Origin of the sequence: Enterococcus sp. DIV1368f (assembly GCF_051712245.1) — a bacterium.
Classification (GTDB): domain Bacteria; phylum Bacillota; class Bacilli; order Lactobacillales; family Enterococcaceae; genus Enterococcus; species Enterococcus faecalis.
On the sequence record NZ_JBIOON010000001.1, the window covers coordinates 1,397,435 to 1,422,344 of the forward strand.

The 24,910-nt window shown below is 37.7% G+C and carries 25 protein-coding genes; 21 read left to right on the forward strand and 4 right to left on the reverse strand.

Annotated features, from left to right (window positions below; all coding sequences use genetic code 11):
• Positions 1–3 precede the first annotated feature (3 nt).
• The 13 genes from aroA (at position 4) to queG (ending at position 12,957) form a co-directional block, all read left to right on the forward strand.
• Positions 4–1,290 carry a 3-phosphoshikimate 1-carboxyvinyltransferase gene (aroA, locus tag IGL07_RS07020; RefSeq protein ID WP_025189530.1) on the forward strand — a complete coding sequence of 429 codons (1,287 nt, stop codon included), beginning with the start codon at positions 4–6 and terminating at the stop codon, positions 1,288–1,290.
• 19 nt (positions 1,291–1,309) lie between these two features.
• Positions 1,310–1,816 carry a shikimate kinase gene (locus tag IGL07_RS07025; RefSeq protein WP_010817283.1) on the forward strand — a complete coding sequence of 169 codons (507 nt, stop codon included), beginning with the start codon at positions 1,310–1,312 and terminating at the stop codon, positions 1,814–1,816.
• Between the two features lie 7 nt (positions 1,817–1,823).
• The gene (pheA, locus tag IGL07_RS07030) at positions 1,824–2,672 is read left to right on the forward strand and encodes a prephenate dehydratase (protein ID WP_002374851.1); all 849 of its coding nucleotides are present in this window, start codon (positions 1,824–1,826) and stop codon (positions 2,670–2,672) included.
• 143 nt (positions 2,673–2,815) lie between these two features.
• On the forward strand, positions 2,816–3,988 hold the full coding sequence (locus tag IGL07_RS07035; RefSeq protein WP_010817284.1) for an LCP family protein: 1,173 nt from the start codon (positions 2,816–2,818) through the stop codon (positions 3,986–3,988).
• Between the two features lie 75 nt (positions 3,989–4,063).
• Positions 4,064–4,912 carry a DegV family protein gene (locus IGL07_RS07040; RefSeq protein ID WP_002382324.1) on the forward strand — a complete coding sequence of 283 codons (849 nt, stop codon included), beginning with the start codon at positions 4,064–4,066 and terminating at the stop codon, positions 4,910–4,912.
• Positions 4,913–5,105: 193 nt separating this feature from the next.
• Positions 5,106–5,300, forward strand: coding sequence for a hypothetical protein (locus tag IGL07_RS07045; RefSeq protein ID WP_002357574.1), 195 nt, complete (start codon positions 5,106–5,108; stop codon positions 5,298–5,300).
• An 11-nt stretch (positions 5,301–5,311) separates the two neighbouring features.
• Positions 5,312–5,788: a hypothetical protein gene (locus IGL07_RS07050; RefSeq protein WP_002369392.1), complete on the forward strand. Its 477-nt coding sequence runs from the start codon at positions 5,312–5,314 to the stop codon at positions 5,786–5,788.
• A gap of 77 nt (positions 5,789–5,865) precedes the next feature.
• The gene (locus IGL07_RS07055; protein WP_002357572.1) at positions 5,866–6,198 is read left to right on the forward strand and encodes an ACP phosphodiesterase; all 333 of its coding nucleotides are present in this window, start codon (positions 5,866–5,868) and stop codon (positions 6,196–6,198) included.
• 35 nt (positions 6,199–6,233) lie between these two features.
• Positions 6,234–8,288: a cation:proton antiporter gene (locus IGL07_RS07060; protein WP_002360309.1), complete on the forward strand. Its 2,055-nt coding sequence runs from the start codon at positions 6,234–6,236 to the stop codon at positions 8,286–8,288.
• 109 nt (positions 8,289–8,397) lie between these two features.
• Positions 8,398–10,287 carry an ABC-F family ATP-binding cassette domain-containing protein gene (locus IGL07_RS07065; protein WP_002365663.1) on the forward strand — a complete coding sequence of 630 codons (1,890 nt, stop codon included), beginning with the start codon at positions 8,398–8,400 and terminating at the stop codon, positions 10,285–10,287.
• 17 nt (positions 10,288–10,304) lie between these two features.
• Positions 10,305–11,252 (forward strand): thymidylate synthase, encoded by a 948-nt coding sequence (locus IGL07_RS07070; protein ID WP_010817285.1) that lies wholly within the window; start codon positions 10,305–10,307, stop codon positions 11,250–11,252.
• A gap of 17 nt (positions 11,253–11,269) precedes the next feature.
• Complete coding sequence (gene dfr / locus IGL07_RS07075) at positions 11,270–11,764, forward strand: trimethoprim-sensitive dihydrofolate reductase (protein WP_002360302.1); 495 nt, start codon at positions 11,270–11,272, stop codon at positions 11,762–11,764.
• A 23-nt stretch (positions 11,765–11,787) separates the two neighbouring features.
• Positions 11,788–12,957: a tRNA epoxyqueuosine(34) reductase QueG gene (queG, locus tag IGL07_RS07080; RefSeq protein ID WP_010712461.1), complete on the forward strand. Its 1,170-nt coding sequence runs from the start codon at positions 11,788–11,790 to the stop codon at positions 12,955–12,957.
• Positions 12,958–12,970: 13 nt separating this feature from the next.
• Here queG and lexA read toward each other — a convergent pair whose 3' ends face one another.
• Positions 12,971–13,591, reverse strand: a complete 621-nt coding sequence (gene lexA / locus IGL07_RS07085; protein WP_002357566.1) for a transcriptional repressor LexA — start codon at positions 13,589–13,591, stop codon at positions 12,971–12,973.
• 150 nt (positions 13,592–13,741) lie between these two features.
• Between lexA and IGL07_RS07090 the strand changes: the two genes are divergently transcribed.
• Together IGL07_RS07090 and tkt are read left to right on the forward strand one after the other, a co-directional pair.
• Positions 13,742–13,984: a DUF896 family protein gene (locus IGL07_RS07090; protein ID WP_002384502.1), complete on the forward strand. Its 243-nt coding sequence runs from the start codon at positions 13,742–13,744 to the stop codon at positions 13,982–13,984.
• Positions 13,985–14,055: 71 nt separating this feature from the next.
• Entirely contained in the window at positions 14,056–16,050 is a 1,995-nt protein-coding gene (tkt, locus tag IGL07_RS07095) for a transketolase (RefSeq protein WP_002360299.1), read from the forward strand.
• Positions 16,051–16,101: 51 nt separating this feature from the next.
• On the opposite strand, the gene IGL07_RS07100 is transcribed toward tkt, so the two are convergent.
• A complete protein-coding gene (locus tag IGL07_RS07100) occupies positions 16,102–17,292 on the reverse strand; it encodes an MFS transporter (RefSeq protein ID WP_010817286.1) in 1,191 nt (396 codons plus the stop codon).
• A 355-nt stretch (positions 17,293–17,647) separates the two neighbouring features.
• Here IGL07_RS07100 and IGL07_RS07105 point away from each other — a divergent pair, with 355 nt between their 5' ends.
• From IGL07_RS07105 to IGL07_RS07120, 4 genes are all read left to right on the forward strand, one after another.
• The gene (locus IGL07_RS07105) at positions 17,648–18,508 is read left to right on the forward strand and encodes a glucosaminidase domain-containing protein (protein WP_002357562.1); all 861 of its coding nucleotides are present in this window, start codon (positions 17,648–17,650) and stop codon (positions 18,506–18,508) included.
• 228 nt (positions 18,509–18,736) lie between these two features.
• Complete coding sequence (gene cysK / locus IGL07_RS07110; protein ID WP_002357561.1) at positions 18,737–19,669, forward strand: cysteine synthase A; 933 nt, start codon at positions 18,737–18,739, stop codon at positions 19,667–19,669.
• 138 nt (positions 19,670–19,807) lie between these two features.
• Positions 19,808–20,251 (forward strand): Fur family transcriptional regulator, encoded by a 444-nt coding sequence (locus tag IGL07_RS07115; RefSeq protein ID WP_002357560.1) that lies wholly within the window; start codon positions 19,808–19,810, stop codon positions 20,249–20,251.
• Positions 20,252–20,548: 297 nt separating this feature from the next.
• Positions 20,549–21,889, forward strand: a complete 1,341-nt coding sequence (locus tag IGL07_RS07120) for an NADH oxidase (protein WP_002377398.1) — start codon at positions 20,549–20,551, stop codon at positions 21,887–21,889.
• 191 nt (positions 21,890–22,080) lie between these two features.
• Here the strand turns inward: IGL07_RS07120 and IGL07_RS07125 are convergent, their stop codons facing one another.
• Positions 22,081–22,689 carry an NUDIX hydrolase N-terminal domain-containing protein gene (locus IGL07_RS07125; protein WP_010817287.1) on the reverse strand — a complete coding sequence of 203 codons (609 nt, stop codon included), beginning with the start codon at positions 22,687–22,689 and terminating at the stop codon, positions 22,081–22,083.
• Positions 22,690–22,865: 176 nt separating this feature from the next.
• Between IGL07_RS07125 and IGL07_RS07130 the strand changes: the two genes are divergently transcribed.
• Entirely contained in the window at positions 22,866–23,366 is a 501-nt protein-coding gene (locus tag IGL07_RS07130) for a GNAT family N-acetyltransferase (RefSeq protein WP_002382331.1), read from the forward strand.
• A gap of 19 nt (positions 23,367–23,385) precedes the next feature.
• Entirely contained in the window at positions 23,386–23,913 is a 528-nt protein-coding gene (locus tag IGL07_RS07135; RefSeq protein WP_002357555.1) for a GNAT family N-acetyltransferase, read from the forward strand.
• A gap of 54 nt (positions 23,914–23,967) precedes the next feature.
• Here the strand turns inward: IGL07_RS07135 and IGL07_RS07140 are convergent, their stop codons facing one another.
• Positions 23,968–24,786: a helix-turn-helix transcriptional regulator gene (locus tag IGL07_RS07140; protein ID WP_002363966.1), complete on the reverse strand. Its 819-nt coding sequence runs from the start codon at positions 24,784–24,786 to the stop codon at positions 23,968–23,970.
• Positions 24,787–24,910: the final 124 nt, after the last annotated feature.

The following is a 24,910-nucleotide window of genomic DNA, read 5'->3' on the forward strand; positions in this document are numbered from 1 at the left end:
GTGATGAGGGTGCAACTACGTACAAATGTGAAACATTTACAAGGGACTCTGATGGTTCCTAGCGACAAATCGATTTCCCATAGAAGTATTATGTTTGGAGCGATTTCTTCTGGAAAAACGACGATTACAAATTTTCTAAGAGGCGAAGATTGTTTAAGTACCTTAGCGGCGTTTCGTTCTTTGGGTGTGAACATTGAAGATGACGGGACGACAATCACCGTTGAGGGGCAAGGATTTGCAGGCTTAAAAAAGGCGAAGAATACAATTGATGTTGGAAATTCAGGGACAACAATTCGTCTAATGCTGGGCATTTTAGCTGGCTGTCCCTTTGAAACGCGCCTAGCTGGTGATGCGTCTATTGCCAAACGACCGATGAATCGTGTAATGCTTCCTTTAAACCAAATGGGAGCGGAATGTCAAGGGGTTCAGCAAACAGAGTTTCCGCCAATTTCTATTCGCGGGACTCAAAATTTGCAACCGATTGACTACACAATGCCTGTTGCGAGTGCTCAAGTGAAATCGGCTATTTTATTCGCCGCTTTGCAAGCCGAGGGCACTTCTGTAGTGGTTGAGAAAGAAAAGACACGTGATCATACAGAAGAGATGATTCGACAATTTGGTGGGACGCTTGAAGTAGACCATAAAAAAATTATGTTAACTGGACCACAACAATTAACAGGTCAAAACGTGGTAGTTCCCGGTGATATCTCTTCTGCGGCTTTCTTTTTAGTTGCGGGTTTAGTAGTCCCAGATAGCGAGATACTTCTGAAAAATGTTGGCTTAAATCAAACGCGGACAGGTATTTTAGATGTGATTAAAAACATGGGTGGTTCCGTCACTATTTTAAATGAAGATGAGGCCAATCACTCTGGCGATTTACTTGTAAAAACGAGTCAATTAACAGCTACAGAGATTGGTGGCGCTATTATCCCACGTTTAATTGATGAGTTACCGATTATTGCTTTGTTAGCTACTCAGGCTACTGGCACGACAATCATTCGAGATGCAGAAGAATTGAAAGTCAAAGAAACCAATCGGATTGATGCAGTAGCGAAAGAATTAACAATTTTAGGCGCCGACATCACGCCTACTGATGATGGTTTAATTATACATGGACCAACTTCTTTACATGGTGGAAGAGTTACCAGTTACGGGGATCATCGTATCGGGATGATGTTACAAATTGCTGCATTACTTGTAAAAGAAGGCACTGTTGAATTAGATAAGGCTGAAGCAGTTTCAGTTTCTTATCCAACATTTTTTGACGACTTGGAACGTTTAAGTTGTTAACGAAGGAGGATAACGAACCATGGAAAGCATTGTTTTAATTGGTTTCATGGGTGCGGGTAAAACAACTATCGGCCAAAGTTTGGCCAATAAACTAAAGATGCCTCATCTTGATTTAGATACAGCGTTAATTGAAAAAATAGGACGCTCAATTCCTGACTATTTCGAAAAATATGGTGAAGCAGCTTTCCGAAAACAGGAAACCCAACTTTTAAAGGAGCTGTCAAAAAATACAGCCGTCCTTTCAACTGGGGGCGGGATTGTTGTCGGACCAGAAAATCGTAGCTTATTAAAATCTTTTCAGCAAGTAATTTATTTACATGCGACACCAGAAGAGCTGTTAAAAAGAATCAAAGAAGATACTGAAAACCAACGACCCTTAGCTATAGAACGTTCTTCAAAAGAAATCATTACTTTATTTGAGTCTCGTAAAAATTTTTATGAAGAATGTGCGAAGATGACAATTGATACGACCAATCGCTCGCCAGAAGAAATTATCAATGAAATTCTGCAACAATTAAAGGAGTAGAGAAACGATGAAAGTTGGTTATTTAGGTCCGATTGGTTCCTTTACGTACAGTGCAACGTTGGCTGCTTTTCCTGATGCTACATTGATACCGTACGCATCGATTCCAGCTTGCTTGAAAGCAATTGAACAGCAAGAAGTGGCATGTAGCATTATTCCAATAGAAAACACGATTGAAGGAACTGTTAACGCATCGATAGATTATTTGTATCATCAAGCGCAGTTACCTGTCCAAGCAGAGTTAGTTTTACCGATTCAACAACAATTAATGGTGGCAAAAGAGAATCAAGCGATCTGGCAACAAAGTCAGAAAATTTTATCACATCCGCAAGCATTAGCTCAATCGCAGATGTTTCTAGAGAAAAACTTTCCAGAAGCGATTTTAGAAGCAACGCCTTCAACAGCTTACGCCGCCAAATACATTGCAGAACATCCAGAATTACCTTTTGCAGCTATTGCACCAAAACTTTCTGCGGAAATGTATGATTTGACCATTGTTGAAAAAAATATACAAGATTTATCGGTAAATCAAACCCGATTTTGGGTTCTTGGTTCTGAAAATTTAGCGATTTCTTTCCCGCTATCTGAGAAAAAAATAACGCTGGCGATTACGATGCCAAGTAATGTTCCTGGCTCTTTACACAAAGCATTAAGCGTGTTTAGTTGGCGAGGGATTAATCTTAGCAAAATAGAATCGCGGCCGTTGAAAACAAAGCTCGGAGAGTACTTCTTTTTAATGGACTTAGTGAATGATCAACCAGAAAAACTAATTGAAGCAGCTTTAACAGAACTGGAACTGATTGGCGCAGAAATAAAAATTTTAGGGGATTACCCGATCTATGTTTTGTCCACACTTTAAAGAGTTAAAAATGAAAATGAAGCTTACTTATTAGATAAAGTGAGTTTCATTTTTTATTAAATTACATATTTGTAATAGGAATTTCCTGCGAAATGAGGTATCCTAAGAAAGGTGATAAAACACAGAGGTAAAGGAGTGACACGATGAGTCGTGTAGATCGTTATAAACATATTCATGAAAAATCGAGACCAGCAGAGCATAAAAAGACCTTTAATCCCCGAAAATCAATGGGTGAACATAGAGAAGAAGAACCAGAAGAACTAGCTGAAAGCCTTCAAGAGCCAGTTTACGAAGACAGCTATACTGAGGACAGTCGCAGAAGTGAGAGGCGACATCAAACAGATTCAGGTGGTTGCAACGGTTCTGACCAACCACCCCGCGGAAAAAAAGACAAGAAACCAAAAAAGAAACGTAAAAAATCAAAAACAAAACGCTTTTTCAAATGGCTAGTGATCCTATTGATTCTGTTATTTGCCTATAGTACAGTCATGTTTTTAAAAGGAAAATCTGCAGCAGAACATGATGACTCGTTGCCTCAAGAAAAAGTAGAAACATTTAATGGTGTCAAAAGTAGCAATGGGGCTAAGAATATTTTAATTCTTGGCAGCGATACACGTGGGGAAGATGCTGGACGAGCCGACACAATAATGGTTCTCCAACTAAATGGACCATCAAAAAAACCGAAATTAATTTCATTTATGCGTGATACATTCGTGGACATTCCTGGTGTCGGGCCGAATAAAATTAATGCCGCATACGCTTATGGCGGTGCTGAATTGGTTCGTGAAACGTTAAAACAAAACTTTAATTTAGATACGAAATATTATGCTAAGGTAGATTTCCAATCATTTGAAAAAATTGTTGACTCTATGTTTCCAAAAGGTGTCAAAATCGATGCAGAAAAATCACTGAATTTAGATGGCGTTGATATTGAAAAAGGGCAACAGGTCATGGATGGACATGTCTTACTTCAATACGCTCGCTTTAGGATGGATGAAGAAGGCGACTTTGGTCGGGTTCGTCGCCAACAACAAGTTATGTCAGCTGTAATGAGCCAAATGAAAAACCCAATGACTTTATTAAGAACCCCAGAATCACTTGGGAAATTAGTCGGCTATATGTCGACAGATGTGCCTGTTAGTTTCATGTTAACGAATGGACCATCATTGTTGATTAAAGGAAAAGCAGGGGTTGAGTCATTATCGGTTCCGGTACCAGATTCTTGGAATTTTGGTGAATCCTCTTATGCAGGCAGTATTTTAGAAGTAGATGAACAAAAAAATGCTGACGCCATCGAAAAATTCCTGAACGAATAAGGAAAGCATTTTAAAATATCCTTTTTTATGCTATATTAGAAACAACGTGGAAAATTAGTGAAACGAGGTTACAAAATGAAAATTGCTATTGTGACAGATAGTACAGCTTATTTACCCGAGCGCATTAAAGATCATCCGAATCTTTTTGTAATTCCCATCCCAGTCATTTTAGATGGAAAAATATACAACGAAGGCATTGACATTGAAGCAGATGAATATTATGCATTGCTAAATAATAGTAAAGAATTTCCGACGACTTCACAACCTGCTTTAGGAGAAGTGTTAGAGCTTTACAAATCAATCGCTGAACAAGGGTACGACACCATCATCAGCATTCATCTTTCTTCAGGAATCTCTGGTTTTGTTCATACATTGCACGGACTTACTGATGAAATCCCAGGCGTTGCTTTGTATCCATATGACTCAAAAATTACAAGTATGCCAATGGGACACATGGTAGAAGCTGCTTTAGATTTAACAGAAGAAAAAGCCAGCTTAGAAGAAATTTTTGCCAAATTAGATTTAATTCGTGACAATACGTATGCATATCTAATTGTAGAAGATCTGAACAACTTAGTTCGTGGCGGTCGCTTAACGAATGGCGCAGCCTTGATCGCTGGGCTATTGAAGATTAAACCTATCTTGACTTTTGAAGATGGAAAAATTGTATTATTTGAAAAAATCCGTTCAACAAAGAAAGCTTTTGCTCGTGCAGAAAAGATTATTGGTGAACGAAACGCAGGGATTGAAGCACCAGTTAAACTGTATGTGATTCATGCCAATAACCGCATCGTTGCTGAAAAAGAACAAGCAAAATTACAAAAGCTATACCCAAATGCAGAAATTGAAATCGGTCATTTTGGTCCAGTTATTGGGACCCACCTAGGGGAAAAAGCAATTGGTTTAGCGATTTCAGCTCAATAATAAAAGATGAGACAAAAGTGAACTACTTCTGTCTCATCTTTTATTCTATTATTTTATCGTTTGCTGCTGTTACTCAGCCGAATACTTTTTGTTTATAAGAAAATGTAAAATTACTCCTTTTTATTAGAAAATATCTTGCAAATTAAGCAATTCCTTACAAAGTAATGTATACTAAGGAAGAGGAGGCGGTTAAATGAAAAGAAATATAGCCTTGTTGCAAAGCGAAAAAATGAAAAAAGTTCAAGCTTTAGCAAACTACTACCAAGAATCAATTGACTTACCGCCTGGAAAAAACCGTGAGGCGGTTATCAAAAAGATTAACGAATCAAAAAAAGAAATTAAAGAAATAAATGATATATTAACAGATATTCAAAAGAAAAAGAAATAAAGGAGTCGTTTGTGATTATCGATGGATTTACGTTATTGCTATTTTTATTTGTCGTCGTTATGTATGGTTACTTTTACTTCGTACGTAAAAGTATTGTAATTCCGGCTGCAAAACATCCTACAACAAAATATCTAGTTGCTTTTTTTAGTTTAATGATTCTGGCCAATGCATTTTCGGCAGGAGATAAAATTGAAATGATTCGAAGTGTGTTATATATTTTGATCATCTTCAGTTTTCTTTACGATGCAAGAGGTTTTGCGGAGGACTGTATTATTACGCATCCTTTTGACAATCGGGGCACGGCCTTTAAAGATATCGAAAAGATTGTCCTTGTTCAAAAGCCGAACGGTATTCGTTTAGGGTATTTAAAAAAAGGCAGAAGAGGGGTGGTTTTACGCTTTTCTGCGCCACTAGAAGAAATGGTTCTTTTTCTTTCAACACGGATGAATGAAGAGGCAGAAATTGATATTATTGTTAATGAAGATTAACCATGTTCAGCTCCTAGAAATCAGCTTTTCCCGCGTTAAGTTTTGTCTGAATTTCTTTTGAAAAAAAGAAAGCAATTTTGCTTGTACTTTTGGTAAAATTTGTTATAATTAGTCAGATTAAATTTTGGAAGGAAGTTGTTTCGGTGAGTGAAGAATTTGAAAAGTGTGTCGCTGACTTGAAAAAGAAATATCAAGCAATCCCTGAAGAAAAACGACAACACTTTGCAGAACGTATGCAAAAGAAAAATTTCTTACGCTACAAAAAAATTGAATTAATTAAAGGAGAACTTCTTCGTTTAGAAGCACGACGCGCTCAATTGGAACTTTGCGAACGCAGTTCTGAGTTAGAAGAAGTCGAAAAGAAAATTATTCTTAAAAAGAAAAAATTACTTAAATGTTTTGATCGGTAAGTCAATAAAAATTTAATATAGAAGGGAATGATAGGATGGAATTTACCTTTCTAATCATTGTTTTTGCACTGTCTATTACCTTCTCAAACATATTCAACCGGATTGTTCCCGTCATTCCGCTGCCAATTGTGCAAATTATTGTAGGCGTTCTGATTGGTTTAACTAAAATGGGGCAGGAAATTGAATTTGAGCCTGAAGTGTTTTTAGTAATGATTATTGCACCGCTTTTATTTAGAGAAGGGGAGCTAATCAATCTGAAAGCAATGATGAAAAATTTCGGGATGATTCTTTTCTTGGCCTTTTTTGGTGTGTTAATTACCTTAGTCGGAGTCGGCTGGACCCTGCATATGATTTTGCCTACTTTACCATTAGCCGCTTGCTTCGCTTTTGGAGCGGCTCTAGGGCCAACGGATGCGGTGGCGGTAGGTTCGTTATCAGGTCGAATTGACATTCCTGAACGTTCGATGAACATTTTATCTGGTGAAGGACTCATTAATGATGCATCAGGCGTTACAGCCTTTCAATTTGCATTAGCGGCTTTATTAACGGGGTCATTTTCGCCGGTGGAAGCGGCAGGGACCTTGGTTATTTCCAGTATTGGTGGAGCGGTAGTCGGAATCGTGTTAGTTCTATTAAAACAGCAAATTGTTCATTTACTTGAAACTGCAGTGGCAAAAGATGTTACAGGCTACTTGTTGATTGAATTACTCTTGCCATTTATTGCTTATTTAATTTCAGAGTTGATTGGCGTTTCTGGAATTATTGCCGCTGTGATTGCTGGAATTATGCAAGCGTCTAGTTTGAAAAAAGTTTCGCTTTTTGAAGCAGAGCTGTCAAATGTTGGCGAAAGTATTTGGAGTATGATTGAGTTCACTTTAAATGCCTTAGTTTTCTTATTCTTAGGAATTGAACTTTCTCAAGTGTTTTCGCCAATTTGGATTGACCAACAATATTCAAACTGGTTCCTACTAATGGTTGTTCTAATTATTAGCGCCGTTGTCTTTTTGATTCGTTTCTTAGCCATTTTCAGTGTTTACACGCTTCAACATGGCCTTAAAAAAGTTAAAAACGCAATGAATGAAATGCTGATTTTAACTTTTGGCGGTGTTAAAGGAACAGTGAGTTTAGCCACCATCTTTATTTTGCCAACAGCGATTAACGGCGAGCATTTTAAAGAACGACCGTTATTACTATTCATTACGGCTTGTGTTATTTTGGTGACTCTGATTGGCGGGATTCTAGTTTTACCATTTTTAACTGATTCAGAGACGGAAGTGGAAAATGAAGAGTCAGTCGAAATTGATTTATTACGTGATGTCATTGATGTCTTAAAACAGCAAAATGAAGAGAATCCTCGTGGTGAAATGAATGCGGTCATTGAAAATTATCAAGATCGTTTAAAAGAATTGTATACCGAGCAGCTAAGTGCAGAACGAAAACAAGAAGTGCAAGAGTTGCGGACGTTAATTGTGTCCATTGAACGAGACGGCTTAGAAGAAAGTCTGAAACAAGGAGAAATTAGTGTCAGAAGTTATCGTATGTATCAACGCTTGATTACACGGATGCAACGGTCGATTGCCAAACAATTATTATCGATTGTAGGCTTTTGGTTATTATTTGCTCGACAAATCATTTCGATTCTTTTACATCCTAAGCTATTTTTCAATCGTGGTGAAGCTTCTGAAGAAGAAAAAGAATTACGAAACGAAGAATTAGAAAATATTCGTCAAGTTTTTCTAAGAAATTCTCAAGTTATTCTAAAAAGTTTAGATAATTTGCGCGGTGTCTATGATGATGATTTAATTGATTTTTTCATTGACGGACGCTTGGATTTAGCCCATAAGTTTGAAAAAGGCGAATTTATTGATTCGTATATTGTTCATACGGAGACAGACTATGTCAAAGACCTATTATTAGGCTTCCAAGAAGAACGACGGATGATTGATCATTACGAACAATCTGAACGCATTTCAATTATCGAAGCAAACGAGTTACGAAAAAATGTCAATTTATTAGAGAGTTATTCGATTAGCGGCGAAGTGAATAATGTTCCGCTGAAACGATTTGTTAAAAATTTTAATAAAGAATAAGTATAGTGTATGAGATGAAACCAAGACGATTTTTATCTCATGCACTTTTTTTATAATCCAATTTTTGATACAATAAGCAAGACCAAAATAGAAGGAGTTGGTAGTGTCGGTGAAAGAATTAAAAGTAACAGATTTAACCAAAACATATGGGGAAAAAACACTATTTGATCATCTTTCTTTTTTGATTCACGAAAAAGATCGCATTGGTTTAATTGGGATTAACGGCACAGGGAAAACCAGTTTATTAAATATCATTGCTGGCGTAGATAGCGGTGATGGTGATCTTGCTGCAATTCAGCAGCCAAGTGATTATCAAATTGGGTACCTTTCCCAGAATCAAACATTTGACGAGAATATTACGATTGCAGAAGCCGTGTTTCAAGGAGACAGCCCAATCATAAAAGCGGTCAAAAATTATGAATTAGCGTTAGCTGCTTTAAGTGAGAATGGTTTAGACGAAGGGGTTCAAAGACGTTACACGCAAGCAGAAGAAGCCATGAATAAACAAGATGCTTGGACAGCAGATACCAATGCAAAAATTATTTTACAAAAATTAGGCATTCCCACATTGGAAAAGAAAATAGGTGAGCTTTCTGGTGGGCAGTTAAAACGAGTAAGCTTGGCGCAAGTCTTAATTGAAGCGCCTGATTTACTGTTATTGGATGAACCAACGAACCATCTGGATTATGAAACGATTGAATGGCTGGAAAACTTTTTAAATAACTATCGTGGTGCGGTTTTAATGGTGACCCATGACCGCTACTTTTTAGATCGAGTAACCAATCGGATTTTCGAACTTTCTTTTGGAAAACTGTATGAATACAAAGGAAACTATGAAACGTATGTGATGGAAAAAGCCGAACGTGAACGTGTCGCTGTAGAGCAAGAAGAAAAAAGAAAGCGCCTCTTCAAACAAGAACTTGCGTGGATGCGAGCGGGCGTTCAAGCACGAGGAACAAAACAGCAAGCAAGAATTGATCGGTTTCAGGATTTAAAAGAAAACTTGCATCAGGTACAAACCAATGGCACCTTAGAAGCAGACTTTGCCACGCAGCGTTTAGGGAAAAAAGTTCTGGAAATCAAGGAAGGAAATTATGCCATTGATCATAAACAGCTTTTGAAAGACTTTAATTTACTCATTCAAGCAAACGATCGAATTGGCATTACTGGTAAAAACGGTGCAGGCAAATCCACATTATTAAATATTTTAGCTGGCCGCATTCCTTTAGAGAGTGGCCTATATAGTATCGGTGAAACCGTCCGAATTGGCTATTATACCCAGCAAAACGAAGAAATGGACCCTAATCAACGGATGATTGCTTATTTGCAAGAAGCAGCAGAAGAAGTGAAACGCAGTGATGGAAGCAGCGTTGGGGTCGCTGAAATGTTAGAGCGCTTTTTATTTCCTCGTTTTATGCATGGCACACTGATTGGCAAACTGTCTGGTGGAGAAAAACGCCGGTTATATCTCTTAAAATTATTAATTAGTCAGCCTAACGTGTTATTATTGGATGAGCCAACCAACGATTTGGACATTGATACGTTGACCATTTTAGAAGATTATATCCAAACGTTTAAAGGAGCGGTAATTGCGGTTTCTCATGACCGTTATTTCTTGGATAAAACAATGGATAAATTGTTAGTTTTTCAAGGAAATGGTCAGATCCTATCATTTTATGGCACGATGAGTGAATATTTGGCGAACCAAAAAGAACAAGAAAAGGTCAAAGAAAAACCGCTCAATAAACCAGTAAAAGAAGCATCGACAGAAAAGAAAGAAAAAACAAAGCTGACTTATATGGAACAAAAAGAGTGGGCAACAATTGAAGAAGACATCACACAATTAGAAACGAAATTAGAAACATTAACTGAAGAAATGAATCATCAGGGTGATGATTTTGTTCGTTTACAAGAATTGCAAGAAGCAGTAACAGCAACGGAACAATTGTTAGAAGAAAAAATGAATCGTTGGGAATACTTGAGTGAATACGCGGATTAAGAGACGGAGGGAATAAGATGGAAGAAGCATACTTAGCGCTAGGAAAAAAGATTTTAGAAGAAGGTCATTTTAAAGAAGACCGTACAGGAACTGGTACGTATAGTTTATTTGGCTATCAAATGCGTTTTGATTTGGCCAAAGGATTTCCCTTACTAACAACCAAACGAGTACCGTTTGGCTTGATTAAAAGTGAGTTATTGTGGTTTTTAAAAGGCGACACGAATATTCGTTATTTGTTAGAGCGAAATAATCATATTTGGGATGAATGGGCGTTCGAACGTTACGTAAAAAGCGCAGATTATCAAGGACCAGACATGACGGATTTTGGGCATCGTGTCTTACAAGATCCAGCGTTTGCAGAACAATACAAAGAAGAACATCAAAAATTCTGTGATGCCATTTTAAATGATGCAGAGTTTGCAGAAAAATATGGTGAATTAGGGAATATTTATGGTGCGCAATGGCGTCACTGGGAAACCAAAGATGGTAGCTTTATCGATCAATTAGCTAATGTGATTGAAATGATTAAAACCAATCCTGATTCTCGCCGTTTAATTGTTTCCGCTTGGAATCCAGAAGATGTGCCTTCAATGGCGTTGCCGCCTTGTCACACTATGTTTCAATTTTATGTAAATGAAGGAAAATTAAGCTGTCAACTTTATCAGCGCAGTGCCGATGTTTTTTTAGGTGTTCCTTTTAACATTGCAAGCTATGCTTTATTGACACATCTAATTGCACATGAAACAGGTTTAGAAGTGGGGGAGTTTGTACACACGCTAGGAGATGCCCACTTATATCAAAATCATGTGGAGCAAATGCAAGAACAATTATCACGAGAAGTTCGTTCTTTTCCAACGCTCGTTTTGAATCCAGACAAGGCTTCTGTTTTTGATTTTGATATGGAAGATATTAAAGTAGAAGGCTATGACCCACATCCAGCGATTAAAGCGCCGATTGCCGTATAAAAAAGGAGAGAGAAGCTATGTTAGCAGCCATTTGGGCCCAAGATGAACAAGGAGTGATTGGTAAAGAAGGCAAATTGCCTTGGCATTTACCCAACGACTTGAAATTTTTCAAGGAAAAAACAATTCATAATACATTGGTTTTAGGACGTGCAACTTTCGAAGGTATGGGATGTCGTCCGTTACCAAATCGAACAACGATTGTTCTTACCAGTAATCCGGATTACCAAGCTGAAGGCGTTTTGGTTATGCATTCCGTAGAGGAAATTCTTGCGTATGCTGACAAGTATGAAGGCGTGACCGTTATTGGTGGAGGTTCTGTCGTTTTTAAAGAACTGATTCCCGCATGCGATGTCTTATATCGGACGATGATTCATGAAACGTTTGAAGGCGACACCTTCTTTCCAGAAATCGACTGGTCTGTTTGGGAAAAAGTTGCCACTGTTCCCGGCGTCGTGGACGAGAAAAATCTCTATGCACATGACTATGAAACGTATCATCGAAACGATAAATAATAAAATGAAGGGAGGCATGAGCAATGCCGACATTGAAAGAAAAAATTATTCAAGAGAGTCAACGTTTAGGCATCGATAAAATCGGCTTTACTCATGCTGAACCATTTATTGAATTAGAAGATTCTCTGCATGAACAACGAGAGCGAGGATATAACTCGGGGTTTGAACATCAAAATGTGGAAGAACGAATTTACCCAGAAAAAACGTTTGAGCATCCTAAAAGTATTATCTCCATTGCTTTAGCTTATCCCACCAAAGCTCAGGAAAAAATGCCTAGAGATGAAAAGCGTGGACAATTTGCGCGAGCCTCTTGGGGAATTGATTATCATCACATTTTGCAGGATCGGTTGCAAAAATTAATTGCTTTTATTGAAGAGCAAGCTGCCACTGAAGCAGAAAAAGAACACTGGCACTTTCGGCCGCAAGTAGATACTGGCGAATATGTTGACACCGCTGTTGCTCAGCGGGCGGGTTTAGGATTCATTGGTAAAAATGGTCTACTGATTACCGAAGAATTTGGTTCCTTTGTATATTTAGGTGAGGTGACCACCAACATTCAATTTGAACCAGATGAACCTGTTCCAAATGGTTGCGGTGATTGTACTCGTTGTATCACAGGATGTCCTACAGGGGCTTTGTTAGGGGACGGTCGAATGAATGCTCAAAAATGTTTGTCTTATCAAACGCAAACAAAAGGCATGATGCCTGAAGAGTATCGGAAAAAAATGCGTAACGTCATTTATGGTTGCGACATTTGTCAGCTGGTTTGCCCTTATAATAAAGGAAAAGATTTTCATTTTCATGAAGAGATGGAACCAAAGATTGAGGAAGTTTATCCCAAATTGGCACCGTTATTAACTATTTCCAATAAAGAATTTAAACAGCAATTCGGACACTTAGCAGGCTCTTGGCGTGGCAAAAAACCATTGCAACGAAATGCTTTAATTGCGTTAGCGAATTTGGGCGGCCGTGAAGCTATCCCACAAATTATTCTCTGTTTAAATGATCAGCGTCCTGTCATTCGCGGAACAGCTGCTTGGTCGTTAGGTCAGCTCGCAAAAAGAGAACCTGAGCAAAGTTTAGAAGCTTTAAATTATCTACTTTCTGTAGAAACTGAAGAAGAGGTTATCGAGGAAGCCCAAAAGGCTATTCACTTGTTAACAAGCAAAAAAGGAAGCCGCTCAACGGAGTGACTTCCTTTTTTTATTAAATATGATTGCGATATAAACCAACAACTTTACCTAAAATTGTAACGTTATCTAAAAGAATAGGCGCTAATGCATCATTTTCAGGCTGCAAGCGGATATGATCTACTTCTCGGAAGAATCGTTTACAGGTTGCTTCATCTTCATCGGTCATTGCAATTACGATGTCGCCATTATTGGCATTCGATTGCTTACGAACAATCACTTGGTCGCCATCTAGAATACCTGCGTTAATCATACTTTCTCCTCGAATCGTCAACATAAATAAAGCATTTTCTTCTGTACGTAAATCAGGAGGTAACGGGAAGAAATCTGATGCTTCTTCCACCGCTAAAATTGGTTCACCAGCAGTTACGACACCTAACATCGGAATAGTTGTCGGTTGAATTCCGATCTTTTCCAAGCCTTCTGGTGTTAATTCGATTGCTCGCGGTTTTGTTGGGTCACGTAAGATTAGACCCTTTTTTTCAAGACGAGCTAAATGTCCGTGAACGGTAGAAGTTGAGGATAAATCAACAGCCTTCCCAATTTCGCGAACGGTTGGCGGATAACCCTTTAATTCGACTTGTTCGTATATATATTTAAGTACTTCTAATTGTCTTGTTTCTGTACGTTTCGCCAAAACCCGCACCTTCTTTCAATTGATAAAATTAGTGTACCATAAAATGCGAACGAAATCAAACAAGCGTTCGTGTTTTATAAATATCAGAATATAGTTGTTTTTTTAAGGCAGTTCTTATAATATAGACAGTGAGAGTAAGGAGGGATTTTGATGTTATCGAAAGAAAAAATTGCCCGTATAAATGAATTAGCGAATAAAGCAAAAGTGGAAGAACTTAGTGCGAAAGAAAAAGTCGAACAACAAGAATTACGTAAAGAGTATTTAGAAGCATTTCGTGGAGGGATGCGTCACCATATCGAAGGAATGAAGGTCGTGGATCAAGAAGGGACCGATGTGACTCCTGAAAAACTAAAACAAATTCAACGTGAAAAAGGACTTCACAACAGAAAGTAATTGCTTTCATTGTCGAAATAAGCTACACTATGAATAAAGGTAAAAAAAACCTAAATTAGGAGATGATTTTTTTGTTTGACAAGACAGATCAATTGGGCGTTAATACAATCCGGACATTAAGTATTGAAGCCGTACAAAAAGCGAACTCAGGACATCCTGGTTTACCAATGGGTGCTGCCCCAATGGCGTATGCACTTTGGACAAAACATTTAAAGGTGAACCCAACAACTTCTAGAAACTGGGTTGATCGTGATCGTTTTGTACTTTCAGCAGGCCACGGCTCTGCAATGTTGTACAGCTTATTACATCTATCAGGATACAACGTAACAATTGACGATTTGAAAAATTTCCGTCAATGGGATAGTAAAACACCAGGGCATCCAGAAGTGCACCACACAGATGGTGTTGAAGCAACAACGGGACCTCTAGGGCAAGGGATTGCTATGGCTGTTGGTATGGCAATGGCTGAAGCGCATTTAGCTGCAACTTATAATCGTGATAGTTTCCCTATTATGGATCATTATACGTACGCAATTTGTGGTGACGGCGATTTAATGGAGGGTGTTTCTCAAGAAGCAAGTTCAATGGCAGGTCATATGAAATTAGGAAAATTAATTGTCTTGTACGATTCAAATGACATCTCATTAGATGGACCAACTTCTAAAGCCTTTACTGAAAATGTTGGGGCTCGTTATGAAGCATACGGATGGCAACATATTTTAGTTAAAGATGGCAATGATTTAGATGAAATAGAGGCTGCGATTGAAGCGGCTAAAGCTGAAACAGATAAACCAACATTGATTGAAGTTAAAACAGTCATCGGTTACGGAGCACCAAAAGAAGGAACTTCTTCCGTTCACGGCGCGCCAATTGGTGAAGAGGGCATTACAGCGGCTAAAGCTGTTTATGGTTGGGAATATCCTGACTTTACTGTGCCAGAGGAAGTCGCTGCTCGTTTTAAAGAAACGATGATTGACGAAGGCCAAAAAGCTGAAGAGGCTTGGAATGAGATGTTTAAGAACTATGAACATGCGCATCCAGAATTAGCCAAACAATTTAAAGAAGCTTTTGCCAACCAATTACCTGAAGGTTGGGAACAAGAATTACCTAAATATGAACTAGGAACAAGTGCCGCAAGTCGTGTAACAAGTAAAGAAACGATTCAAGCTATTTCAAAAGTTGTTCCAAGTTTCTGGGGCGGTTCAGCTGATTTATCTGCCTCAAATAATACAATGGTTGCTGCAGAAAAAGATTTCGAACCTGGTCAATACGAAGGCCGTAATATTTGGTTTGGTGTTCGCGAATTTGCAATGGCTGCAGCAATGAACGGGATTCAATTACACGGTGGTAGTCATGTTTATGGCGGGACATTCTTCGTCTTTACTGACTACTTACGTCCAGCAATCCGTTTAGCCGCTTTACAAAAAGTTCCTGTAACTTACGTCTTAACGCATGACTCTGTTGCGGTGGGTGAAGATGGGCCAACACACGAACCAATTGAGCAATTAGCAAGTGTTCGTTGCATTCCAAATGTTCATGTGATTCGTCCAGCAGACGGCAATGAAACTGTTGCTGCTTGGAAAATTGCTATGACTTCTACGGAAACACCAACTATTTTAGTTCTAAGTCGTCAAAACTTACCTGTTTTAGAAGGAACGTTAGAACACGCTTCTGATTCTGTTCAAAAAGGTGCTTATGTATTGTCACCACAAAAAGGTGAACAACCAGCAGGGATTTTAATTGCGACTGGTTCTGAAGTAAATCTAGCAGTGGAAGCACAAGCGAAATTAGCGGAAGAAGGCATCGATGTATCTGTCGTGTCAATGCCAAGTTTTGATTTGTTTGAAAAACAATCTGCTGAATATAAAGAAAGTGTGTTACCTAAAGCTGTGACAAAACGTGTGGCGATTGAAGCTGCAGCAAGCTTTGGTTGGGAACGCTATGTAGGAACGGAAGGCAAAACAATCACAATTGATCACTTCGGCGCTTCTGCACCTGGCGGTCTAGTTCTTGAAAAATTCGGCTTTACTCCTGAAAATGTGGTTAATACCTATAAATCACTATAAATAAACATTAAAAAACCTGAATGCTTGTGATAGCATTCAGGTTTTTTTGCTTCATTTCTTTTTGGGAGCAAAGAGCATAAAGTGGAAAAATAATGCGAACAATTGGAACCCAATACCAGTTAAAGTAACACCAGACCAACCATAGTTTTGCCACATTAATGTACCAATCAATGACCCTAGTGAACCGCCGATGAAATAGAAAAACATAAAGACGGTATTGTTACGATTGCTGGCTTCTTCTCCCAAATTTTGGACGCGTGTTTGATTGGCTACTTGCCCAAATTGAGTACCGATATCTAAAACAATAATTGCTAAGATTAGTAAGACCACATGTGTTCCACCTAGAAAAAGTAAGATAAAACTACCGAACTGCATCAACAGGCCAATCAAAACGATCTTCCGTTCTGGATAATAATCGGATAGACGACCAATGATGGGTGCTACGAAAGCCCCTGATAACCCAAAAATTGCTAAAATACCGACTTCTTTCGGTCCCCAATAATAAGCTGGACTACTAACAAAGAAAATTAATGTAGACCAAAAAATTGAAAAGGTTGCAAACATAAAAAAGCCATTGACAGTTGCTTCTCTTAACAAAGGTTGCGATTTGATTAGCTTAGGAAGACTTTTCAAAGAACCTAAATAAGTTAATCGATTTGAAGTTTGAGTATGTATCACTGTTTTGGGCAATTTTAATTGGAGTAGAACGACCAATGCTAACACGAATATTACGGCGATTAGGTACACTGTTCGCCAAGAAGCTGCACTAGCAATGAAACCCGAGATCGTTCGAGACAATAAAATTCCTGTCAATAGTCCGCCTAGCATTCGACCTGTTACTTTACCACGGTTCGCTGGTCCCGCCATGACCGCAGCATAAGGAATAATAATTTGGGCGACAATAGAGAGCAACCCAATAAAAAAAGAAGAGAGTGCAAACAGAAGAAAACTTGGTGCAAAAAACGCAGCACTTAGAGACAGCGAGGAGAGCCCAGCTACTCGAATGATTAATTTGCGGCGATCAACGACATCGCCTAATGGAACAAGAAAAAGTAAGCCTAGCGCATACCCTAATTGGGTCAGCATAGTAACAAAACCAATAGAACCAATACTGACTTGAAAGTCCTGAGCAATTTGGGTGCCAATTGGTTGAATATAATACATATTGGCGACCACGACCCCGCAAGTTAACGCTAATAAAAACGTCACTTGATTTGTTAAACCCGATTGTTGTTTCTTCATCTAACCACCTACATTTCTATGTAATTCATTTTGTAATACAACAACTACTTGGTAATAGTTGTTTTTGACTACAAAAACAGACTTCTCTTATAAAGTTTGTTCAAAAAGTGACAAGTCCATTAAAAATTTTATCACAATAAATAAAGAAAAGTAAGAGGATAAATAACAAAAATCTCATCAAATTGAAAAGAAGAAGTGGTTGTTTTCACAAGTGTGAAGAGGGTTAATTAAATACAAACAAGATTTCAATTACATTACAGAAATTTTAAAACTCAAAATTTAATACGTTTATTTCTTGTTTCAATAGGAAATTAACGGTAAAATAGAAAAGTGAGACAGTGAGGAGGAAAAATGAATGAGCGAACAGTTAACAAGAAGTAGTAAACATATTCAAAAAGCTCTTAAAAAGCAAAAAGCTTATAAACGTGCTACCGCCGTTGCGGGGACTTCAATGATTTTAGCACCTGTGGTTGGTGCTGCGGTACCTGCCCAAGCAGAATCAAGCCAGCAAGCATTTATTAATGAAATCGGAAATTCAGCAGCAGCCGTTGCCAATAGCAATGATATGTATGCTTCCGTCATGATTGCTCAAGCGTTGCTAGAAAGTAGTTATGGTAGTTCTGGGTTAGCATCTGCACCGAACTATAACTTGTTTGGTGTAAAAGGAAGTTATAATGGACAATCTGTTTATATGCCAACAAAAGAATATTTAGACGGACAATGGGTGACCGTCACAGCAGCATTTAGAAGTTATAATTCTTATGCGGAATCGTTCCAAGATCATGCCAATGTTATTCGTTCCACTGCTTTTGGGGATACATACCATTATTCTGGCGTTTGGAAGAGTAATACTAGCAGTTATCGCGATGCAACAGCCGCTTTAGCTGGAAGTTATGCAACTGATCCAGGCTATGCCGAAAAATTGAATTGGTTAATTGAAGCATATAATTTAACTCAATATGATTGGGGAGCACCAGTCGCTCAAACCACTAGTTATTCAGATACAACGGGAACCGTTGATACAACAATCGATACAGCGGCTTCTGCAACAGCAACAGCAGAAACTGTAGCTAGTCAAAGTTACACTGTCGCAAACGGCGACACATTGTGGGACATTGCTGCACGTTTTGGAACGACAGTTGATAATTTAATGTCACTAAATGGATTAACATTGGATTCTGTTTTATCGGTGGGTCAAACCATCCAAATCGGTTAATTTTGCAATTATTTAGTTGAAGAAAGACCTTACAAAAGCAGTAGTTTTTGTAAGGTCTTTTATCGTGAAAATAGGTAGGGCCAGCAGCAATTATTGGATGAGTATAATCCGTTTTTTTATTTAATTTTTCACAAACTAAAATTCGTTTTTCTGGTAGAAATCGTTTTTTTGAGCTATGCTTAGAGAAAGAATTATTATATTGTTTGTAAAATTGGAGGATGTAGGATTATGACTAAAGGTTATGTAAAATCAGTAACAGAGTTAATTGGTCAAAGCCCAGTTGTGAAATTAAAACGGATGGTACCAGAAGGAGCTGCAGATGTTTTTGTTAAACTAGAGTTCTTTAATCCTGGTGGCAGTGTGAAAGATCGAATTGCTTTAAGCATGATCCAACAAGCCGAAGCAGATGGTCGCCTAAAACCTGGACAAACGATTATTGAGCCGACTAGTGGTAATACAGGCATTGGGTTAGCAATGGTAGGTGCTGCGTTGGGATATCCAGTTAAGATTGTGATGCCAGATACTATGAGTATTGAACGCCGCAAATTAATGCAAGCATATGGGGCTGATTTATTATTAACCCCTGGTGCCGAAGGAATGAAAGGGGCAATTGCAAAAGCCACAGCATTAGCAGAAGAACATGGGTACTTCATGCCTTTGCAATTTAATAATCCAGCTAATCCAATGGTACATGAACAAAAAACAGGAAAAGAAATTGTTGATGTCTTTGGTAAACGTGGCTTAGATGCGTTTGTTTCTGGTGTTGGCACTGGAGGAACCGTTACAGGAGTTGGCCATGAATTGAAACGGATTTTTCCAGATATTGAAATTGTTGCAGTAGAACCAACGGAGTCGCCTGTTTTAGAAGGTGGCGAACCAGGTCCACATAAAATCCAAGGAATAGGCGCTGGTTTTGTCCCAGAAGTTTTAGACACCACTGTTTATCAAAAAGTTGCCGCCGTTTCTAGTGAAGACGCGTTAGAAACTGCTCGTTTAATGGGGCCAAAAGAGGGCATCCTTGTGGGGATTTCAGCAGGGGCAGCAATTAAAGCTGCCATTGATTTGGCAGTCGAATTAGGCGCAGGCAAACGTGTCTTAGCGCTGGTTCCAGATAATGGTGAACGTTATCTTTCGACAGCTCTTTACGAATTTCCAGAATAAAAAACACGCCAAAAAACGAGCATTTCTCTTAGTTTAGTAAAATGCTCGTTTTTTCCACGAGAATCCTACAATAATTCTTGTCAATCGTAATAAGAAATAGTATTATTTAAGAAAGATAGACAGGGGAGGGATACAAAGATGGACAACGTATTGGTTAAAAATGCACTTGCTGAATTAAAAGAAGCCAATATCCGAATTACTCCGCAACGTTATGCTATCTTGGAATATTTAATCGAAAATCATACACACCCAACAGCTGATGAAATTTATCGCGCATTAGAAGATCATTTTCCAAATATGAGTGTAGCAACGGTTTACAACAATCTACGTTTATTTACTGAAATCGGTTTCGTTCAAGAAATGAGTTATGGCGATGCATCTAGTCGTTTTGATTTTAGTTCGAAGAAACATTATCACGTGATTTGTCAAAAATGTGGTAAAATCGTTGATTTTCATTATCCAGGGTTAGAGGACGTTGAAATGGCCGCTAGTAAATTAACAGGCTTCGAAATTAATGAACATCGTTTAGAATTATATGGATTATGTCCAGATTGCCAACAAGCACAACAGGAGAATGTGTAAAAAATTACATACTGTTAAAAATTTATCAAAAGATAAGTCACTTGTCTAGGCAAATTTCACAAGCGTAAGAGTTTTCACTCTTATGCTTGTTTTTTTGTGTGGTTATTGACTTTTAAATTCTTAAAAACAAAAAATTAACTAGCTATTATTAAGAATTAGCAACAGTTTGTGAATTTTTTTATATGCGATTCACAAGCATAGAACTCGAATAAGCTTGATTCCTCTGATATATTTTAAACAGACAGAGGGAGACGTCACCTCTGCAAAACAAAGATTGTGAAAGAAGGGATTTACAACATGAAAGTCGTAGTCGTAGGATGTACCCATGCTGGAACTTCAGCAGTTAAAAGTATTTTAGCAAATCACCCGGAGGCGGAAGTCACTGTATATGAAAGAAATGACAATATTTCCTTCCTATCTTGCGGAATTGCCTTGTACGTTGGAGGCGTAGTTAAAAATGCTGCTGATTTATTTTATTCAAATCCAGAAGAACTGGCTTCTTTAGGAGCAACAGTGAAGATGGAACACAATGTTGAAGAAATCAACGTGGACGACAAAACTGTTATAGCGAAAAACTTACAAACGGGCGCAACTGAGACCGTTTCTTATGATAAATTAGTGATGACAACTGGTTCTTGGCCAATTATTCCACCAATTCCAGGAATTGATGCTGAAAATATTTTATTATGTAAAAACTATTCACAAGCCAACGTGATTATTGAAAAAGCGAAAGATGCCAAACGTGTCGTTGTCGTTGGTGGCGGTTATATTGGTATTGAATTAGTAGAAGCTTTTGTAGAATCAGGTAAAGAAGTCACTTTAGTTGACGGGTTAGACCGCATTTTAAATAAATATTTAGATAAGCCATTCACAGATGTTCTAGAAAAAGAATTAGTTGATCGTGGCGTTAACTTAGCTTTAGGTGAAAATGTCCAACAATTCGTAGCGGATGAGCAAGGAAAAGTGGCAAAAGTTATTACACCAAGTCAAGAATTCGAAGCAGATATGGTGATTATGTGTGTAGGTTTCCGTCCAAATACAGAATTATTAAAAGATAAAGTTGACATGTTACCAAACGGTGCAATTGAAGTCAATGAGTATATGCAAACAAGCAATCCTGATATTTTTGCTGCGGGTGATAGTGCAGTTGTTCACTACAACCCAAGTCAAACAAAAAATTATATCCCGTTAGCAACGAATGCTGTTCGTCAAGGTATGCTAGTAGGTCGTAATTTGACTGAACAAAAATTGGCTTATCGTGGCACACAGGGAACTTCTGGCTTATATTTATTCGGTTGGAAAATTGGTTCAACAGGTGTGACAAAAGAAAGTGCCAAATTAAACGGACTAGATGTCGAAGCAACTGTTTTCGAAGATAACTATCGTCCAGAGTTTATGCCAACAACTGAAAAAGTTCTGATGGAATTAGTCTATGAAAAAGGAACACAACGCATTGTTGGTGGTCAATTGATGTCTAAATATGATATCACACAATCTGCCAATACTTTATCATTAGCGGTCCAAAATAAAATGACTGTCGAAGATTTAGCGATTTCTGATTTCTTCTTCCAACCACATTTTGATCGCCCTTGGAACTACTTAAACTTATTAGCCCAAGCCGCTTTAGAAAATATGTAATTAATAATAGAAAAAGAGCCTGGGCCAAAAATCACTTTGGATTTTTGGCCCAGGCTTAAAAATTGATAAACGGCGGGGACAGAAGCAACTCCTTCGGAAATAAGCCGAAATTCTCCAAAAATTAAAGAACAATTTTCGGAAATTCCTTCTTATTTCTCGGAGTTAAACACTTCTGTCCCGACCTCTTTTTGTTAGTCACTAAGCGCTCCAGTTGTTTGGTTCATTAATGCCATTAATTGCTCTTTCGTTGTTCGTTTGATAGAAAGAGGGGGGAGATTATCTAAAGAAAAATAAGCACAATTCGAGGTTTCAATGTTTTTTTCAAAGGGATGATTTTCTAAAATCTCACAAGAAAAGATCATTTTATAGTACTGAAATAGTTGAGGAATGTCTTTTCGTTTATCTGTATCATAAACAGCAAGCAATTCTTTTGCTGTAACAACTAAGCCAGTTTCTTCCAATACTTCTTTTTCAATATTTTCTTTAGGGGAGCAGCCAATTTCGGCATAGCCACCAGGTAATGACCATTCTTTGGTCTGTAAATCTTCAACTAATAAAAAACGATTCTCTTTTTTTATCAAACCGCGAACATCTACTTTCGGTGTTGGATAACCTTCCTCTTTAGTTAAGATTTTTTCTAAGTCGGGCAAAACAGTCGCTTCGTGTCCGGTTGTGCTAATAAGTTGTAACGTAAGTTCCCGTAGTTCTTGGTAACGTTCTTGATCAAAAGCATCTTTCCCGTAAAAAAGACCTGCATCTGCCAATGCTAGCAACCGCTTATAGGTGTTCAGATAATCCATATACGCACGCTCCTCATAGACTTAATACGTTTAGTTTAACAGAAAAAAATAAAGAAAGGGCAGATTTAGCGAGAAAAGGCGTCGTTTTAAGGAAATAATAAAGAATAAATGACTAACTTACATTTTTAAACTACCTATGCTATTATTTAATAAAAAGGATTGTGTATACAATAATTTTGTTATGTAAACAAAAAGGAGGTTGTAAATTGAAAGAATTTACAATTATAAGGGAAAAAAATGCAGATAAAAAGACTCAGGCAGCACAAGAAGTATTGTTTAATCTTCCAGAATGGTTTGGCCTTGAAAAAGAGACCCGCAAGTATATCGATATAGCTAGCACTTTACCTATGTGGGTGGCAAAGGATGTAGAGAATAAAATACTCGGTTTTATAACACTTTCAGAAACAAGTAAAGATACAGTAGAAATCCATTGTATGGCAGTTAAAAAGCGGTATCATCGCAAAGGTATCGGCAAGTTATTGATAGAAAGCGTGGAAACGTATTCTAAAAATAACTATTTTTTTATTCAAGTCAAAACAGTTGACGAAGGAAATTATTCCGTGTACGATCATACTATTCGTTTTTACGAATCATTGGGTTTTAAGCGCCTTGAGGTTTTTCCGACATTATGGGACGCTTGGAATCCTTGTTTAATTTTAATTAAACAGTTGATTTAATCTACAAAGGAGTTTTAGTATGTCAGTATTTATTAGAGAGTGTACCGTCGCAGACGTACCAGAATTAGAGGCCATTTGCCAAGAGACTTTTGCAGATACTTATGGAGATGGCGAAAACGAAGAGGATTTACAGGCACATTATGAGAGGAAATTTAGTCCAGCAGTTTTAGAAAGCGAAATCTTACATAAAGATTCGCAATATTTCTTTGCTTTTTATAATAATGAACTTGCAGGTTATGTGAAATTAAATCACGGTGATGCTCAGATTACCTATCAACATCCACAAGCGTTACAAGTTGAGCGCATTTATATTCGTAAATCTTTTAAGCGTTTAGGCTTAGGCAAACATTTGATTACGAAAGCAATTGAATTAGCGGAAGAAGCAGAAAAAGAGACGGTTTGGTTAGGTGTTTGGGAACATAATCATCCAGCGCAAAAATTTTATCAATCATTAGGCTTCGTCAAAACAGATGAACATGATTTTTATATGGGAAATGAACGCCATACCGATTATACAATGACGAAACAGTTAAAAGAGTCAACGTAAAGCAAAAACAAGGAAACGGACGCAATGAAGCCGACGATTCCTTGTTTTTTTATCTTAAAATTGTGAAGGGGATTTTCCATAATATTTTTTGAATAATTTACTGAAATGATAGGCATCTTCGTAACCAACCGTTTTTGCCACTTCTTTGACACTTAAGGAATCATTTTTCAGCAATTCTTTCGCATGGTTTAAGCGGATTTGAATTAAATAATTGATTGGCCCAACGCCTGTGGCCGCTTTAAAGGTTTTCGACAAATAAGTCGGGGTAACATATAACATTTCAGCTAACTGTTCCAAAGTAATTTCTTCGTCATGGTGCGTTTCCAGATAATAAATCGTATGATTGACTAAATTTCGTTTTCTTTTTTCCGTTTTCGATAGCCGAGTTTCAATTTTATTTTCTTGATCAACTGCTAAGCTTCTTAAAATATAAACCAATAGTTCAATAACTAAAGCTTTAATTTGTAACGCTGATTCAACTTCTTGATGGTTTAATTCATGAACAATTTGCCAAGCTTTTTCTAAAAAAGCACCATGTAAATGACTTAAATCTAATAAAGCTGATTTATTTGGAAATACGTTTCGCTCTAAGCCTTCTAAATAGAGATTTGAAATGCCAATGTGTAGTTGATGTGAGTAAGTTCCTGCTTTTTGTTGCTCACCATGTTCCGTTCGCGGATTAAAAAGAAACACCGTACCAGCAGTGGCATGGTACTGTTGCCCTTGAACAATATATTCAGATTCACCTTCTAAAAGAATAGATATTTCCAGAAATTCATGATGATGACAATTATAAGGGTGGGTCTCTTCGTTCCAAGGATCGAAGGCATATAAAATTTCAGGATTAAACGTTCGACTATTTGTGTAGTTCATAAAAAATCACTCCTACTTGTATCCGCTTTCTATACTATATTGTACATCAAAATATACAAGAATGCCCATTTCTTTTCCTATAAAAAAACAGTAATCTTATACACGTCCATAAAAACAAGAGAGA

Excerpts from the sequence above, each read along its gene's own strand:
- IGL07_RS07120 (WP_002377398.1), top strand. The coding sequence starts at position 20,549 with ATGAAAGTCGTAGTCGTAGGATGTACCCATGCTGGAACTTCAGCAGTT.
- cysK (WP_002357561.1), top strand. The coding sequence starts at position 18,737 with ATGACTAAAGGTTATGTAAAATCAGTAACAGAGTTAATTGGTCAAAGC.
- IGL07_RS07025 (WP_010817283.1), top strand. The coding sequence starts at position 1,310 with ATGGAAAGCATTGTTTTAATTGGTTTCATGGGTGCGGGTAAAACAACT.
- IGL07_RS07040 (WP_002382324.1), top strand. The coding sequence starts at position 4,064 with ATGAAAATTGCTATTGTGACAGATAGTACAGCTTATTTACCCGAGCGC.
- IGL07_RS07070 (WP_010817285.1), top strand. The coding sequence starts at position 10,305 with ATGGAAGAAGCATACTTAGCGCTAGGAAAAAAGATTTTAGAAGAAGGT.
- IGL07_RS07060 (WP_002360309.1), top strand. The coding sequence starts at position 6,234 with ATGGAATTTACCTTTCTAATCATTGTTTTTGCACTGTCTATTACCTTC.
- IGL07_RS07035 (WP_010817284.1), top strand. The coding sequence starts at position 2,816 with ATGAGTCGTGTAGATCGTTATAAACATATTCATGAAAAATCGAGACCA.
- IGL07_RS07045 (WP_002357574.1), top strand. The coding sequence starts at position 5,106 with ATGAAAAGAAATATAGCCTTGTTGCAAAGCGAAAAAATGAAAAAAGTT.
- queG (WP_010712461.1), top strand. The coding sequence starts at position 11,788 with ATGCCGACATTGAAAGAAAAAATTATTCAAGAGAGTCAACGTTTAGGC.
- IGL07_RS07135 (WP_002357555.1), top strand. The coding sequence starts at position 23,386 with ATGTCAGTATTTATTAGAGAGTGTACCGTCGCAGACGTACCAGAATTA.
- IGL07_RS07140 (WP_002363966.1), bottom strand. The coding sequence starts at position 24,786 with ATGAACTACACAAATAGTCGAACGTTTAATCCTGAAATTTTATATGCC.
- pheA (WP_002374851.1), top strand. The coding sequence starts at position 1,824 with ATGAAAGTTGGTTATTTAGGTCCGATTGGTTCCTTTACGTACAGTGCA.
- IGL07_RS07100 (WP_010817286.1), bottom strand. The coding sequence starts at position 17,292 with ATGAAGAAACAACAATCGGGTTTAACAAATCAAGTGACGTTTTTATTA.
- IGL07_RS07125 (WP_010817287.1), bottom strand. The coding sequence starts at position 22,689 with ATGGATTATCTGAACACCTATAAGCGGTTGCTAGCATTGGCAGATGCA.
- IGL07_RS07090 (WP_002384502.1), top strand. The coding sequence starts at position 13,742 with ATGTTATCGAAAGAAAAAATTGCCCGTATAAATGAATTAGCGAATAAA.
- aroA (WP_025189530.1), top strand. The coding sequence starts at position 4 with ATGAGGGTGCAACTACGTACAAATGTGAAACATTTACAAGGGACTCTG.
- IGL07_RS07105 (WP_002357562.1), top strand. The coding sequence starts at position 17,648 with ATGAGCGAACAGTTAACAAGAAGTAGTAAACATATTCAAAAAGCTCTT.
- dfr (WP_002360302.1), top strand. The coding sequence starts at position 11,270 with ATGTTAGCAGCCATTTGGGCCCAAGATGAACAAGGAGTGATTGGTAAA.
- IGL07_RS07115 (WP_002357560.1), top strand. The coding sequence starts at position 19,808 with ATGGACAACGTATTGGTTAAAAATGCACTTGCTGAATTAAAAGAAGCC.